This window comes from Flavobacterium sp. WV_118_3, assembly GCF_039778605.1.
Taxonomy (GTDB): domain Bacteria; phylum Bacteroidota; class Bacteroidia; order Flavobacteriales; family Flavobacteriaceae; genus Flavobacterium.
In genome coordinates, this window is sequence record NZ_CP156060.1 from 2888819 (window position 1) to 2902374 (window position 13556).

General features: G+C 38.2%; 15 protein-coding genes. 10 read left to right on the forward strand and 5 right to left on the reverse strand.

Going from position 1 to position 13556, the window contains the following annotated elements; translation table 11 throughout:
* Positions 1-8 precede the first annotated feature (8 nt).
* The 6 genes from ABFU83_RS13475 to ABFU83_RS13500 all read left to right on the forward strand — a co-directional run bounded on the left by ABFU83_RS13475 (position 9) and on the right by ABFU83_RS13500 (position 6087).
* A complete protein-coding gene (locus tag ABFU83_RS13475; protein ID WP_347066666.1) occupies positions 9-788 on the forward strand; it encodes a patatin-like phospholipase family protein in 780 nt (259 codons plus the stop codon).
* A gap of 108 nt (positions 789-896) precedes the next feature.
* Positions 897-1604: a UMP kinase gene (gene pyrH, locus ABFU83_RS13480; RefSeq protein ID WP_347066667.1), complete on the forward strand. Its 708-nt coding sequence runs from the start codon at positions 897-899 to the stop codon at positions 1602-1604.
* 24 nt (positions 1605-1628) lie between these two features.
* A complete protein-coding gene (frr, locus tag ABFU83_RS13485) occupies positions 1629-2192 on the forward strand; it encodes a ribosome recycling factor (RefSeq protein WP_347066668.1) in 564 nt (187 codons plus the stop codon).
* Positions 2193-2353: 161 nt separating this feature from the next.
* Complete coding sequence (gene asnS / locus ABFU83_RS13490; protein WP_347066670.1) at positions 2354-3787, forward strand: asparagine--tRNA ligase; 1434 nt, start codon at positions 2354-2356, stop codon at positions 3785-3787.
* A 195-nt stretch (positions 3788-3982) separates the two neighbouring features.
* Positions 3983-5446, forward strand: coding sequence for an RNA polymerase factor sigma-54 (rpoN, locus tag ABFU83_RS13495; protein ID WP_347066672.1), 1464 nt, complete (start codon positions 3983-3985; stop codon positions 5444-5446).
* A gap of 26 nt (positions 5447-5472) precedes the next feature.
* Entirely contained in the window at positions 5473-6087 is a 615-nt protein-coding gene (locus ABFU83_RS13500; protein WP_347066674.1) for a hypothetical protein, read from the forward strand.
* On the opposite strand, the gene ABFU83_RS13505 is transcribed toward ABFU83_RS13500, so the two are convergent.
* Together ABFU83_RS13505 and ABFU83_RS13510 are read right to left on the reverse strand one after the other, a co-directional pair.
* A complete protein-coding gene (locus tag ABFU83_RS13505; protein ID WP_347066676.1) occupies positions 6082-6783 on the reverse strand; it encodes a porin family protein in 702 nt (233 codons plus the stop codon). The genes ABFU83_RS13500 and ABFU83_RS13505 overlap by 6 nt on opposite strands.
* Positions 6784-6857: 74 nt before the next feature.
* Positions 6858-7532 carry a response regulator gene (locus ABFU83_RS13510; RefSeq protein ID WP_347066678.1) on the reverse strand — a complete coding sequence of 225 codons (675 nt, stop codon included), beginning with the start codon at positions 7530-7532 and terminating at the stop codon, positions 6858-6860.
* A gap of 95 nt (positions 7533-7627) precedes the next feature.
* Between ABFU83_RS13510 and ABFU83_RS13515 the strand changes: the two genes are divergently transcribed.
* The 4 genes from ABFU83_RS13515 to ABFU83_RS13530 all read left to right on the forward strand — a co-directional run bounded on the left by ABFU83_RS13515 (position 7628) and on the right by ABFU83_RS13530 (position 11914).
* Positions 7628-8344, forward strand: coding sequence for a LytTR family transcriptional regulator DNA-binding domain-containing protein (locus tag ABFU83_RS13515; RefSeq protein WP_347066679.1), 717 nt, complete (start codon positions 7628-7630; stop codon positions 8342-8344).
* Between the two features lie 300 nt (positions 8345-8644).
* Positions 8645-8896, forward strand: coding sequence for a hypothetical protein (locus ABFU83_RS13520; protein WP_347066681.1), 252 nt, complete (start codon positions 8645-8647; stop codon positions 8894-8896).
* Between the two features lie 175 nt (positions 8897-9071).
* Positions 9072-11045, forward strand: coding sequence for an ATP-binding protein (locus ABFU83_RS13525; RefSeq protein ID WP_347066683.1), 1974 nt, complete (start codon positions 9072-9074; stop codon positions 11043-11045).
* A gap of 266 nt (positions 11046-11311) precedes the next feature.
* Complete coding sequence (locus ABFU83_RS13530) at positions 11312-11914, forward strand: tetratricopeptide repeat protein (protein WP_347066685.1); 603 nt, start codon at positions 11312-11314, stop codon at positions 11912-11914.
* Between the two features lie 29 nt (positions 11915-11943).
* Here the strand turns inward: ABFU83_RS13530 and ABFU83_RS13535 are convergent, their stop codons facing one another.
* The 3 genes from ABFU83_RS13535 to ABFU83_RS13545 all read right to left on the reverse strand — a co-directional run bounded on the left by ABFU83_RS13535 (position 11944) and on the right by ABFU83_RS13545 (position 13552).
* Positions 11944-12474, reverse strand: coding sequence for a hypothetical protein (locus ABFU83_RS13535; RefSeq protein ID WP_347066687.1), 531 nt, complete (start codon positions 12472-12474; stop codon positions 11944-11946).
* 6 nt (positions 12475-12480) lie between these two features.
* Positions 12481-12951, reverse strand: coding sequence for a hypothetical protein (locus ABFU83_RS13540; RefSeq protein WP_347066689.1), 471 nt, complete (start codon positions 12949-12951; stop codon positions 12481-12483).
* Between the two features lie 115 nt (positions 12952-13066).
* The gene (locus ABFU83_RS13545) at positions 13067-13552 is read right to left on the reverse strand and encodes a DUF4375 domain-containing protein (protein ID WP_347066691.1); all 486 of its coding nucleotides are present in this window, start codon (positions 13550-13552) and stop codon (positions 13067-13069) included.
* Between the last annotated feature and the right edge of the window lie 4 nt (positions 13553-13556).

A 13556-nucleotide genomic window follows, 5' to 3' on the forward strand; every position in this document is an offset into this window, starting at 1 on the left:
CAATAAAGATGGATTTACAAACAAAATCAATCGGACTGATCCTTTCCGGCGGTGGAACCAAAGGATTGGCGCATGCCGGAGCGATAAAATTTTTAGAAGAAAAAAACATACGGCCAATCCATATTGCCGGAACCAGTGCCGGTTCGATTATCGGAACCTTATATGCCTGGGGAAAGTCACCCGAAGAGATTCTGGAATTTTTTAAGTCGATTTATTTTTTCCACTGGAAACACTTTACACTAAAAAAAGCCGGGCTAATCGATTCGGAATCGTTTAAAAAGTATTTCAGTTCCATTTTTGAAGACGCTACTTTAGGCGATCTGAAAATACAAACCCATATTACGGCCACCGACATGGTAAAAGGCAAGCTGAAAATTTTTAGCCCCGACACCAAAATTGTCGATGCCATTCTGGCCTCCTCCTCATTTCCGGGTGTGATGTCGCCCTACGAAATCAAAGGAAGCATTTATAGTGATGGCGGCATTCTGAATCATTTCCCAACCGATGTATTACAGGGTCGCTGCGACACACTGATTGGTGTCTATGTGAGTCCGATTCAGAAAATCGAAGCCAAAGACCTCTCGTCGATAAAAGCGGTGACCACACGTGCTTTCGATCTGCTTTCGGCCAATTCGAATATGCAGAAATTCAACAATTGCGACTGGGTGATCGAACCGGAAGAATTATCCATTTTCAGCACTTTCGAAACCAACAAAACCCGGATGGAAGCGATTTTTAATATCGGATATGAGGCGGCAAAAAAATCCTATCTCGAATTGAAATTATAAACCAATCCCTTTTCTTTGGATGCTCACGGCTTGTTTAAGAAATATTTACGGACTTCGTTTTAAAAAAACAGATAATAACTATATTTGCACCACTAAACAAAACTTGCAATGAAATACAAAAGAATTCTTTTGAAACTAAGTGGTGAAGCTTTAATGGGAGAACGCCAATATGGTATTGATCCGAAAAGGTTGGCCGAATATGCTGCTGAAATTAAACAAATCCATGACAACGGTGTTGAAATCGCCATTGTAATTGGAGGTGGAAATATTTTCAGAGGTGTAGCCGGAGCCAGTAACGGAATGGACAGAGTTCAAGGGGATTATATGGGAATGTTAGCCACTGTAATCAACGGAATGGCGTTACAAGGTGCTTTGGAAGAAGCCGGAATGCAAACCCGTTTACAAACTGCTTTGAAAATTGAGGCTATTGCCGAACCGTATATCAAAAGAAGAGCGGTACGTCATCTTGAAAAAGGACGAATCGTAATCTTCGGTGCCGGAACCGGTAACCCGTATTTCACAACCGATACCGCAGCCGTTTTAAGAGGTGTGGAAATTAATGCCGATGTAATCCTGAAAGGTACCCGCGTAGATGGTGTATATACTGCCGATCCGGAAAAAGATGCCAATGCCGTGAAATTCGACTATATTTCTTTTGATGAGGTATTGAAAAAAGGATTGAATGTAATGGACACTACCGCTTTCACGTTAAGTCAGGAAAACGAATTACCAATTATCGTTTTCGACATGAACAAAGAAGGTAATTTATTAAAAGTTTGTGAAGGAGCGACTGTTGGAACAACAGTAAATATTTAATTTTGAATTATAAAAATTAGTATCATGACCGAAGAAATTAATTTTATTTTAGATAGCACCAAAGAATCGATGAACGGTTCTTTAGAGCACCTTGAAAAAGCATTCCTAAACATCCGTGCCGGAAAAGCAACCCCTCAGATGTTGGGTGGTGTTTTTGTAGACTATTACGGATCTCAGACGCCACTTTCACAGGTTGCTAATGTAAACACACCGGATGCGCGTACGATTACTGTTACGCCATGGGAGAAAAACATGTTACAACCTATCGAAAAGGCCATTATGATTGCCAATCTTGGTTTTAATCCGATGAATAATGGTGACAATATCATCATTAGTGTTCCGCCATTAACCGAAGAGCGTCGTCGCGACCTGGTAAAACAGGCTAAATCGGAAGCGGAAGATGCTAAAATCAGTATCCGAAATTCCCGTAAAGAAGCGAATACCGATATCAAAAAATTAGAAAAAGACGGAACATCCGAGGATATCTGCAAAAGTGCCGAAGAAGACGTTCAGAAATTAACGGACATTTACATTAAAAAGATTGACGAGGCTTTGGTTGCAAAAGAAGCCGAAATCATGAAAGTATAAGTAAAAGATCCGCTCCACAGCGGATTTTTTATTAGAACGGATTTGCAAACCTATTTTCATTTTAAATTAAAATAAGAAGCTATCTTTTTGACAGGCTTTTTATTACCTTTGCGGGCATTGCAAATTTTTTTTCACTTAAAATCAATATAAAAATCATTACAATGAAGCACACTAAAGTTAAGGACCTGCTAAACGGTACGAAGACATTGCATGAAGTAAAAGCAAAAGGTTGGGTTAGAACATTTAGAAATAATCAGTTTATCGCGTTGAATGACGGTTCTACGATAAATAATATTCAGTGTGTTGTTGATTTTGAAAATACTCCGGATGAAACCCTAAAACGAATCACTACCGGTGCAGCCGTGAGCGTTACCGGTACATTGGTAGAAAGTCAGGGTGCCGGACAAACGGTGGAAATCCAGGTGACAAAACTGGAAATTCTAGGGGATTCCGATCCGGAAAAATACCCGATGCAACCGAAAAAACACTCGTTGGAGTTTTTACGTGAAAATGCGCATTTACGAATCCGTACCAACTCTTTCGGAGCCATTATGCGCGTACGTTCGACTTTATCGTTTGCCGTACACCAATATTTCCAGGAAAAAGGCTTTTTCTATGTAAATACACCTATCATCACCGGATCGGATGCTGAAGGTGCCGGAGAAATGTTCCGCGTTACCGCATTGCCTTTCGACGGTACGCCAAGAACCGAAGACGGACAGGTAAACTTTAAAGAAGATTTCTTCGGAAAAGAAACCAATTTAACCGTATCGGGTCAGCTGGAAGGCGAAACCTATGCGATGGCTTTAGGTCAGATTTATACCTTTGGCCCTACTTTCCGCGCCGAAAACTCGAATACTTCACGCCATTTGGCTGAGTTCTGGATGATCGAACCGGAAGTAGCTTTTAACAATCTGGCGGACAACATGGATCTGGCCGAAGATTTTATCAAATATGTGATCAAATATACGGTGGACAAATGTGGCGATGATCTGAAATTCTTAGAACAACGTTTACTGGACGAAGAAAAATCAAAACCACAGGCCGAAAGAAGCGAAATGTCCTTATTGGAAAAATTAAGCTTTGTAATGGACAATAACTTTAAACGCGTAAGTTATACCGAGGCAATTGATATCCTGAAAAGCTCCAAACCAAATAAAAATAAAAAATTCAACTATATCATTGACGAATGGGGTGCCGATTTACAAAGCGAACACGAGCGCTATCTTGTAGAGAAACACTTTAAATGTCCGGTAATTTTATTTGATTACCCGGCAAAAATCAAAGCGTTCTATATGCGTTTGAACGAAGACGGAAAAACGGTTCGCGCTATGGACATCCTATTCCCTGGAATCGGAGAAATCGTAGGTGGATCACAACGGGAAGAGCGTCTGGATGTATTATTACAAAAGATCGCCGACCTTGGAATCGATGAAAAAGAATTGTGGTGGTATCTGGATACCCGTCGCTTCGGAACAGCCGTTCACAGTGGTTTCGGACTTGGTTTCGAAAGACTGGTATTGTTCGTAACCGGTATGTCTAACATCCGTGACGTAATTCCATTCCCAAGAACGCCGCAAAACGCTGAATTCTAATTCTGGAATCGTTTATCTGTCAGGTTACACTGAAAATGTGTTAATTTCGGTTTCACATCACAGTACCTGCTAAACTTATACTAACCTTTGCCGATTTTTTTTTATTTTTGAAAATAATAATTTGGCAAAGGTTACTTTATTATGGCCGTATCCTACTGCCTCTGATTAACCCAAAACCGAATACACAATACAAAAATGCTTAAACAACATTTACAGCTCAAATTATCGCAAAAGCTATCCCCTCAGCAAATCCAACTGATGAAGTTGATTCAATTGCCTACGCAGGCTTTTGAACAACGTCTGAAGGAAGAACTTGTGGAAAATCCGGCTTTGGAAACCGGAAAAGAGGACGCTATGGAGCATGACGAATATGAAGACGATAATTATGACGAATACGACGATTATGACAATGAACGCATTGATGCCGACGAAATCAATATCGACGAGTATTTGAGCAACGATGAAACGCCCGATTATAAGCTACAAGCCAATAATTATAGTGATGACGACGAAGACCGCAGTCTTCCGTTTGCCGCTCCGGTGAGTTTTCACCAGGATTTGATCAACCAATTAAATACGTTTATCCTTTCCGACAGTGAGCGCGAAATAGCCGAGTTTTTAGTTGGAAGTATCGACGATATGGGCTATATCCGCCGCGATATTCAGGATATCGTAGACGATATGGCTTTTACGCAGGGCATTTATACCGACGAACAAAATGTGGAGCGTATTCTAAACATTATCCACGAATTGGAACCGTCGGGTGTTGGCGCGCGCGACCTGCAGGAATGTTTGTTGTTACAACTTCGCCATAAAACGCCAACTGAAGCGATCGAACTTGCCATCGACATACTCGAAAACCAGTTTGATGCGTTTACCAAAAAACATTACGACAAATTACTGCAGAAATACGATATCTCACAGGAGCAACTCCGCAAGGCGATTGACGAAATCGAAAAACTAAACCCAAAACCGGGTGGTTCGTTCGACACCAATTCCCGTACTGTAGAGCATGTGGTTCCGGATTTTTCAATCCGCCTGATCGACGGCGAACTGGAACTTTCATTAAACGGAAGAAACGCACCGGAATTGCACGTTTCCAAAGATTATCAGGAAATGCTGCAAACGTACAAGGAATCCCGTGAAAAATCGAGTTCTCAAAAAGATGCCGTACAGTTTATCAAACAAAAACTGGATTCGGCCAAATGGTTTATCGATGCGATCAAACAGCGTAACGAAACCTTATTTGTGACGATGAACGCGATCATGCATTACCAACAGGAGTATTTTCTTGATGGCGATGAAACCAAGCTCAAACCGATGATCTTAAAAGACATCGCCGATATGGTTGGTTTGGATATTTCGACGGTTTCCCGAGTAGCCAACAGCAAATATGTAGAAACCCCCTACGGCACAAAACTGATCAAGGAATTCTTTTCGGAAGCTATGAAAAACGATCAGGGGGAAGATGTTTCGACCATCGAGATTAAAAAGATTTTACAGAATGTAATCGAAGAGGAAGACAAAAGTAAGCCGCTTCCCGACGACAAACTAGCCGATATCTTAAAAGAAAAAGGCTATCCGATTGCCCGAAGAACGATCGCCAAATACCGTGAACAGCTGGATATTCCGGTGGCACGTATGCGAAAAAAAATATAATTGCCGATTTAAAACCAATCACTTCAATGGATTTCAAAAAGATTTTCCCGTTATTTTCTTATTTGTTCCATCCGCTGTTTATTTCGGTTTATGCCGCATTGTTTTATTTTTTCGTCACCCGGAATTATTTTTATCCGCATGAGATTTATCTGATCCTGTTTCAGGTGGTTATTCTGACGTTATTTTTACCGGTTTCGACTTATTTTTTACTAAAATCACTCGGCCTGATTCGTTCGGGGATTATGTTGTCGGAGAAAAAAGAGCGCCGCTTACCACTGGCTTTTCAGGCGATGTTTTTTCTGGTACTGATCGAACATTCGCTCACCATGCTACCGATTCCGGAGTTGTATTTTTTCTTTTTGGGTGCGTTGATCAGTTCGGTTATCACTTTAGTCCTACTCCTATTCCACTTTAAAACCAGTTTACACATGGTCGGAATTGTTGGGATAACCCTTTTTATCATTGGGATTTCCATGCATTACCATATCCGGTTCGTAAACCTGATTGCTTTTTCGATATGCAGTATCGGAATTGTGGCTTCGTCCCGTTTGTATATGAATGCCCATTCGATGAAAGAGATTGTCATCGGAATACTGGTTGGCGCTTTACCGCAAATCGGGTTATGGTATTTCTGGTTATAGAATGTAGAAAATTACCAGAAAGCTAAAAACATTCATTTTGATTTTTTCACCATCGATCTCACCCGATTTAAACAATGGGTTTAGTCCGTAATAGGCGTAGGCATTAAACGTATTATAACCGATTCCGACATACGGTCCGTATTGGAATTTATTCAGGTCGGAATTATTAAATACTTTGATTTTTTCGGTACTTCCGGTATACACCGATTTACTATAGAGCAGGTAACTAAACTTAAATCCGGAATAGATTCTCCAGAATTTATGGCTTTCCGGTGTGGAGGTTCGCCAACGCACTTCGATCGGAATATCCAGATAGTGGGTTTCCAGTTTATTTTTTTCGAAATCGGAACTGATCGAGTAATTCGCAATACCATCGATCTCTTCAATTTTCATGTTTTGACGAAAACTGTTATATGTATAACCAATTCCCGGCGCTATGGCAAAAGTACGTTTATCGTTTAGCGGAATATCGCGGAGAATACCAGCGCTCAGACCCAATGAAAAGGAGTTTTGCGAAAAGCCACGCGGACTATTTCGCACTAAGTTATAAGCAATACTGATATAAAACTGATCTTCCCGGTACAGCGAGTCTACGACAACTTTCTTTTCTTCTTCTTTTTTTACCGTTTCTTCGGTTTGTGCCCAAAGACCTACGGGAAGGATTAATAAGAGATATAGCAGGCCAACTTTAATCATACTTTACTTATTTCTGTACTAAAGTAGTAAAAACTAGCTTTACTTTTATGTATTGTCCCGAATCTTTTGACCGTTTAAATCAGTCCGATCTTTTTGGCTTCTTCGATCAACTCTTTGTCACCACCTTTGGAACGTAGCAACTGGCTTTTGATATTGGCTTTTCGTTTTTCCAGTGCACTCATCGACAACGGAATATAGTTGGGAAGATCGGCCGTTTTAACACCTTGAGAAATCAATAACAGAATCTGACTATCGATAGAATCCCATTTGATGTTTTTCATCATCAGTTCTTTCAGGGCATTGGAAATCGTGTGACTGGCAAAGGTTTCGCCTCCATAGATTTTCTCGAATACGTTGGGAAACATTTCAAAATTGATATCGCATTTCGAAATAAACGCCTCCGGATTGACTTTATTCATGATCTTATCGATCAGCACCGGTTCATTGTGCATCGTTAGCAGCGCAATTTTACACTTTGGGAATTTTTCACGAATCAACAGTGCCAGATCCACTCCCGATTCGATGTTCATTTCTTTATAAGGCGGCAAGCTAATATCGAGATAAGCAAAGTCGATATCTTTTTTTAGCCTGGAAAAGTTCATAATGGTCGTATAAGCTGTAGTACAATTATGAGCCGTTGTAAAATTAAGCATCAACTCATCGGTATTAAATTCAGAAAGCAAGTTGATATAACCATCTAATGTCATTGGATGATCATCTACTAGCAGAATATTTATTTCTTTGGCCATACGATTTTTTTTCTATTACAAATCTAACGAAAAAGTACGGAATATCCGTAAAACAATTTCAGACGAAAGTAATAGCTTGCACTAAAATTAAAGTTGTGCATTATCCGTTTTTGCTAATCGATGACGATGAGAAGGTAGCCAAGAACATTCTGGAAGTTTTTGAAGATTTTGAAGACTTTCTGTGCCTTGGTGTGATTAAGACGAAAGAAGAAGCGATTAACCGGATATTGGAGTTAAAACCCAAACTGGTGTTCATTGAAATCGCTTCTAAAAAACCGGATTCGGATTTATCATTTGCTATTTTATCCGAACTTAACGAATTTCTGGAAGAATTACCCTATTTTGTGGTAATTACTTCTGATGAAAGTCATGCATTTGAAGCTATTAAAAAAGGGGTGTCTGATTACCTGTTAAAACCTTTAAGCCAGAGCGAGTTACGAAAGTGCCTGCTTCGCTTTCAGAAAAAAAATCCGGTTAAAGAGCCTGAAACTATTTGTGTAAAATCATACGGCGATTATCAGTTTGTGCATTTAAAAGACATTACGCATTTAAAAGCCGACAATAATACCACCGATATTTACCTTAGCTCCGGTCAGAAAGTTAGCGCTTACAAAACCTTAAAGCATTTTGAAAGTCTGCTTCCTTTTTACTTTTTAAGGGTACACAACAGTTCGATCGTAAATATTAATTATGTTTCCCGCATACATTTGGGAAAATTGAAATGTTATTTAAATAATAATGAAATTTCCATACCTTTCTCCAAATCGTATAAAGATAACATCGATACCATTATAAGGCGAATTTCATCTTAACAAAAACCTATTGTTTACACGTACAAATGATACATCCACTAACAAACGCCTTACAACCACTAAATACACGATTAATGATTACCAAAACAGCTTGTTCCTTATCTAATTTTGTAACTGTAATAATGACGGAACAATTTAAAGCTTTAAACAATTACTAAGATGAGGGAACATGCTTTACACATGACATCTTCAGTAATACTGGTAAGTAATCCCAACTTTCAGCAAAAAAACAAATCAAATACCACTACACCACAAAAATGTTGTAGCAACCCCATTTCTTAACATTAAAATATTTTTTTTATGAAAAAAGCTCTTTTTATTTTGACACTTATCATTGTTGGCGGATTAACATTTTCATGTTCAACTGATGAGTATGATGTAACGCAAGAAACCAGTGCCCGAAAATTCAATACTAATGACGATATGATGCGTGGTACTGCTGCCGACTCAACAAGTATGCTTCCGAGCTATACTCCAAATACAACTACGGAACCAATCAGCCCGAATCTTGACGATAACGGAGGTGGAACTTTGAACCCTCCAAAAAGATAATATAAAAACGAACGTTTTTTTTTGACCTGGGCAATATAAGTTGCGATATTAACTTATATTGCCTAGGTTTTTTATATTATTTTTGATCAATCCCTAATTCGCAACCATTTTGAACGCCCCAGTATCGAAATTTATATTTTGTCTTATCCTCTGTTTTCTGATGTTCTCCTGTGAGATGAACAAAAAAAGTGACATTGCTGTTTCGGATAAAAAAATAAATGCGCTGTTCAAAGACGCGAACAACAATCAGAAATCACTTTCGAAGAAGAAGGTATTACTGGATTCTATTTTCCATGAAATTTCCCGGCGCAAAAACGACTCGATTACCCGGAATTTTCATTTCCAGCTGGCAGACGAATTCTACCGCCTCAACGATTTTCAGACGTCCAGAATCATCAGTGAAGAAGCTTTTAACCTGGCCAATGATGCCAACGATAGTGTTGCTACTGCAAAAGCGCTGTATTATATTGGCGATTGCTACGAGCCTATAAAAAAGGATAGTGCTTTCTATTATTATCTTCAGGCCGAAAAAATATACCGTCGCCTAAAAGACTCGGAAAATGTTGGCCGTATGCTATTATACAAAGGAGGGATTCTCTATAGCGAGGGCAACTACATTGAAAGTGAAATCGAAGCCAGCAAATCGCTACAATTACTCAATAAATCCGGAAATTATAAGCTTACCTATAGCGCTTATAATATTCTTGCCAATTCTCTTCAGGGATTAAATGATTTTAACGGTGCGCTAAAATACCACGAACTCGCGTTAAAAGAATACGACAAACTCAAACTTAAAGAAACCGATCCGAAAGTTATTCTTGGGTATTATATCCCAACACTGAACAATATCGGTTATATGTACGACAAAATCGGAGAGCATCAAAAAGCGATCAAACAATTCGAAAAGATTATTGCGATTAAAGATCTCCGCAAACTTTTCCCGGAATATTATGCTGCTACGCTGAGTAATCTGGCGTATTCCAAAATGAAAGCCGGCGATTTTAAGGATCTGAAAGAGATGTTTTACGAGTCAATTCACCTTCGGGACAGCCTCGGAAACCAGGCCGGTGTTGCGTATAGCAAAGTACAATTGGGCGAATTTTACCTCATCCAGAAAGACACCCTCCAATCGATCGTAACACTAAAGGAAAGTTATCAGCTCGCCAGTGACACCAAAAGTTATTATGAACTGTTGCGCTGTTTAAAACTCTTATCCAAAATCGACACCAGTAGAAGTCAACAGTATTCCGATGAATATATTGCTGTTAGCGACAGCTTACAGAAAAAAGAACGAGCAACCCGTAACAAATATGCCCGTATTGCCTATGAAACGGAACGACTCGAAGAAGAAAACGAAGTGCTAACCAAACGAAATCTGTATATATTACTTGGTGCGGCCTTTTTTATTTTTGTGGTGACCGCTTTAGGGATTATCCGCCATTTAAAAGCCAAAAACAAAGAACTTCAGCTAATCCAGCAACAACAAGAAGCCAACGAGGAAATCTATCACCTGTTGGTCGAACAACAGGAAAAAGTCAACACTGCTAAAGAAGAGGAAAAGACCAGGATCGCCATGGAATTGCACGATAATATTATGAACAAGATCTATGGTGTTCGGATGAACCTTGGTTTTTTTAATAATAAAGCGGATGAAAAAGCGACTGAAAAACGAAAAGAATATATTCTGGAGCTTCAGAATATTGAAAAAGAGATCCGTACGATTTCGCACGATCTGACCAAAAACTCGTACTTCGAAGAGCGTAATTTTACCGAGTTGTTAAGCTTCCTGATCAAAAATCAGGAAAATATCAATACCACGGATTTCCACTATGAAATCGATGAAAATATCGATTGGGATACGGTTCCGAATACCACCAAAATCAATATCTATCGTATCGTACAGGAAGGCATTCTGAATATTAACAAATATGCGAATGCTAAAAATGCCTTTGTGACCCTTACCCTTACCGAAACAGGCAAAGTACAATTAATCGTAAGTGACGATGGCGCTGGTTTTGACCTGAAAATTGCCAAAAAAGGGATTGGTTTAAAAAATATGACCGAACGGATCACAGCATTAAAAGGCGAATTGAATATTAAGTCCAATATTGGAAAAGGCACACAAATCGAAGCCGTTTTCCCACTATAGGTCATTGAAACAATACAACCATAGCGTTTATAACTGCTATTCCCTTTTTAAAAGCTTGAAGCCAACACTACCCTTTACAACCTTTTTCTTCTACTGGATTCTTATTTCTAAAACAATATCCGGTTTGATATCACAAAATCAATTATCTTTTTTAAAAACTATTTGCATTAGAAAAACCCAGTAGTCGTTTCAATATATTTGTCTTTGATAGTTCTTTTTATCTTTACTATTAACAGTATTATTTGATCAACTTATAAACAAAATAAATGTCCTTTTTTAAAACCTTATTCGGAAAAAGCACTCCCCTCGTAGAAGACAAAGCCTTTACCATTGATTTTGAAGATGCGCTAAAGCGCTATATCGGCGTAACCGATGGTGATGTCGCCTATGAATTTAAAGATAAAAAAGGGAATGTGATTCCTCCCTCCTATGCTTTTGAAGGTGCCTATAATCAATGGAAGGAAATACAATCGGTATGGGATAAACGCGGGGTTATTTTTGCAGCACTGGATTCGGTTTATTTTCACCGGATTCCAAAAGCACAGGTCATCGAACGTTTTGTAATTGACCGTTATCCCGAAAAAGCCTTGCAATTTGCCGCAGCGAATTTAAACGAAACGGATTATACCGATCCGGAAGTATTGGCATCCTTAGCGAAGTGTCATTTTATACTATTAAATTTTGACGAAAGTATCGCACTGGCGCAAAAGGCTCTGGAACAGGATGGAGACAACAAAAAAGCAAAAATTGCTTTAGCGGATTCCTTTCACTTAACCGGTCAACATGAGGAGGCACATCAAATCTATCAGCAACTTTTAGAAAACAGTTTGCGAAACGAATGGAAAAGCGACGAAATAGACTCGTCCTAAAATTTGTCAACCTATTTTAGGATGAGACATTATACTCTTGAATATATTATGTTTCCCAAGTGTTTAAAATTTTCAATACTATTATTCTTATTGAATGCTTTTGTTTCTACTGTATTACCGTCAGAATTAGGTATAGAAATAATACAATCATCTTTAAAAAATATTTTAACACCAAATGGTTCTGTATTACCTTCTATGCTTATGAATTCTATTCCTTCAATTTCGGCACCAGTAATTGATTTAAATCTATCACTTTTGGTTACTTCATAATACTCTTTATCAATAATTAAATTATCATTTTTAGCTTTCATCCACATTTTTATTCTAGGATAAAAATCTTCCCAAGTATAATTACTTATAGGAAGCGGTTCATAAGAAATATACGGCGACCATAAATCATTCTTATCTACACTGATAACACATAGTTTTTCGGATTCATCTTTGAAAACGAAACCAAAAGATATATCAATATCAGATTCTTTTTCTTCTCCCCATGGAGCCCATACAACAAGAAATAACCTGAATACCTTTTTCTTAATTAATTTTTTAAACTCTGTCATATGAAATTATTTTATTGGCTTAGCAAGTTGGTACCAATTATTCGATGTCTTGTTTATCACAGTAATAAACTCGCCATTTTGTTTTGTAATCAACATTTTCCCATTATTGGTAATATACATTAATACATCATCAGTTTGTCCTCCCCAACGACCTAATCTAGTCAATGTAGGATTAACATTGTTATACAACTGATTTGCAGCACCCCTTAATTGAGGTAACATTTTTTGAAGCTGTTGTGGAGTGTGTCCTCCAAATCCTAGTACATCAGCATGTTTTATTAAATGTCCTTTTGCATTATTTCCCCAACTCAATATCTGACTACTTCCCTTCGTAACCTGCCCAGTTTGCTCCAACAATCTAGCACTTGCCTCAGCTTGCGTCGCGCCAGCATTACCTCCTATAAACCATAAAGGTAACGAACCAAAAGCTAAAGCGCCTTCTTCCGTGACCGTAGGCGTACCGTTGAGGTTACGCATACTACAATCCTGAGCTTCTCCCTGTTAAAAAAGACTTGCCATAAAATAGGCCGACTTTTAGTTCGTCAATTTTTTTCAGGACGAGACATTGCTCTTTTAAAGGCTAATCCCTCACCTATCTACCTTCTTCGTAGCCTCTCAAATAGTTCCCTAATAATCGCTCTATATCCTCATTTTCGTCAGTATAATAAATATTATCTAAATTATCCAAAGATTCGAATAAATCATCTTTAGAAAATAGTTGAGAAATTTGTTTTCCCAATAACTTCTTTCTAAAAGTTTCATCTGAATAACTCTCAGAGTTTACAATTTTCAAAGCTTCTTCTAATAACTCAGCTTTTTTTAATGCACCTATTGTTTTAAGTGCATCAATAGTCTCCTTTGCAAATTGTCCATATCCATTTACAAAATACTGATGAAAACCTCCATTAAAAATCTGATTATGAAACACAACTATTAAATAGCAAATCTGTAACTGAACGGGAAGCCCAATTATATATTTATACCATTTTGTATTTGGTTCATTAGACCACTCTTCTTTTTCTTTAATACCTTTAACTGCTTCGGCATATTTTTCTTCTATTAATTTTGTATAACTCATAATT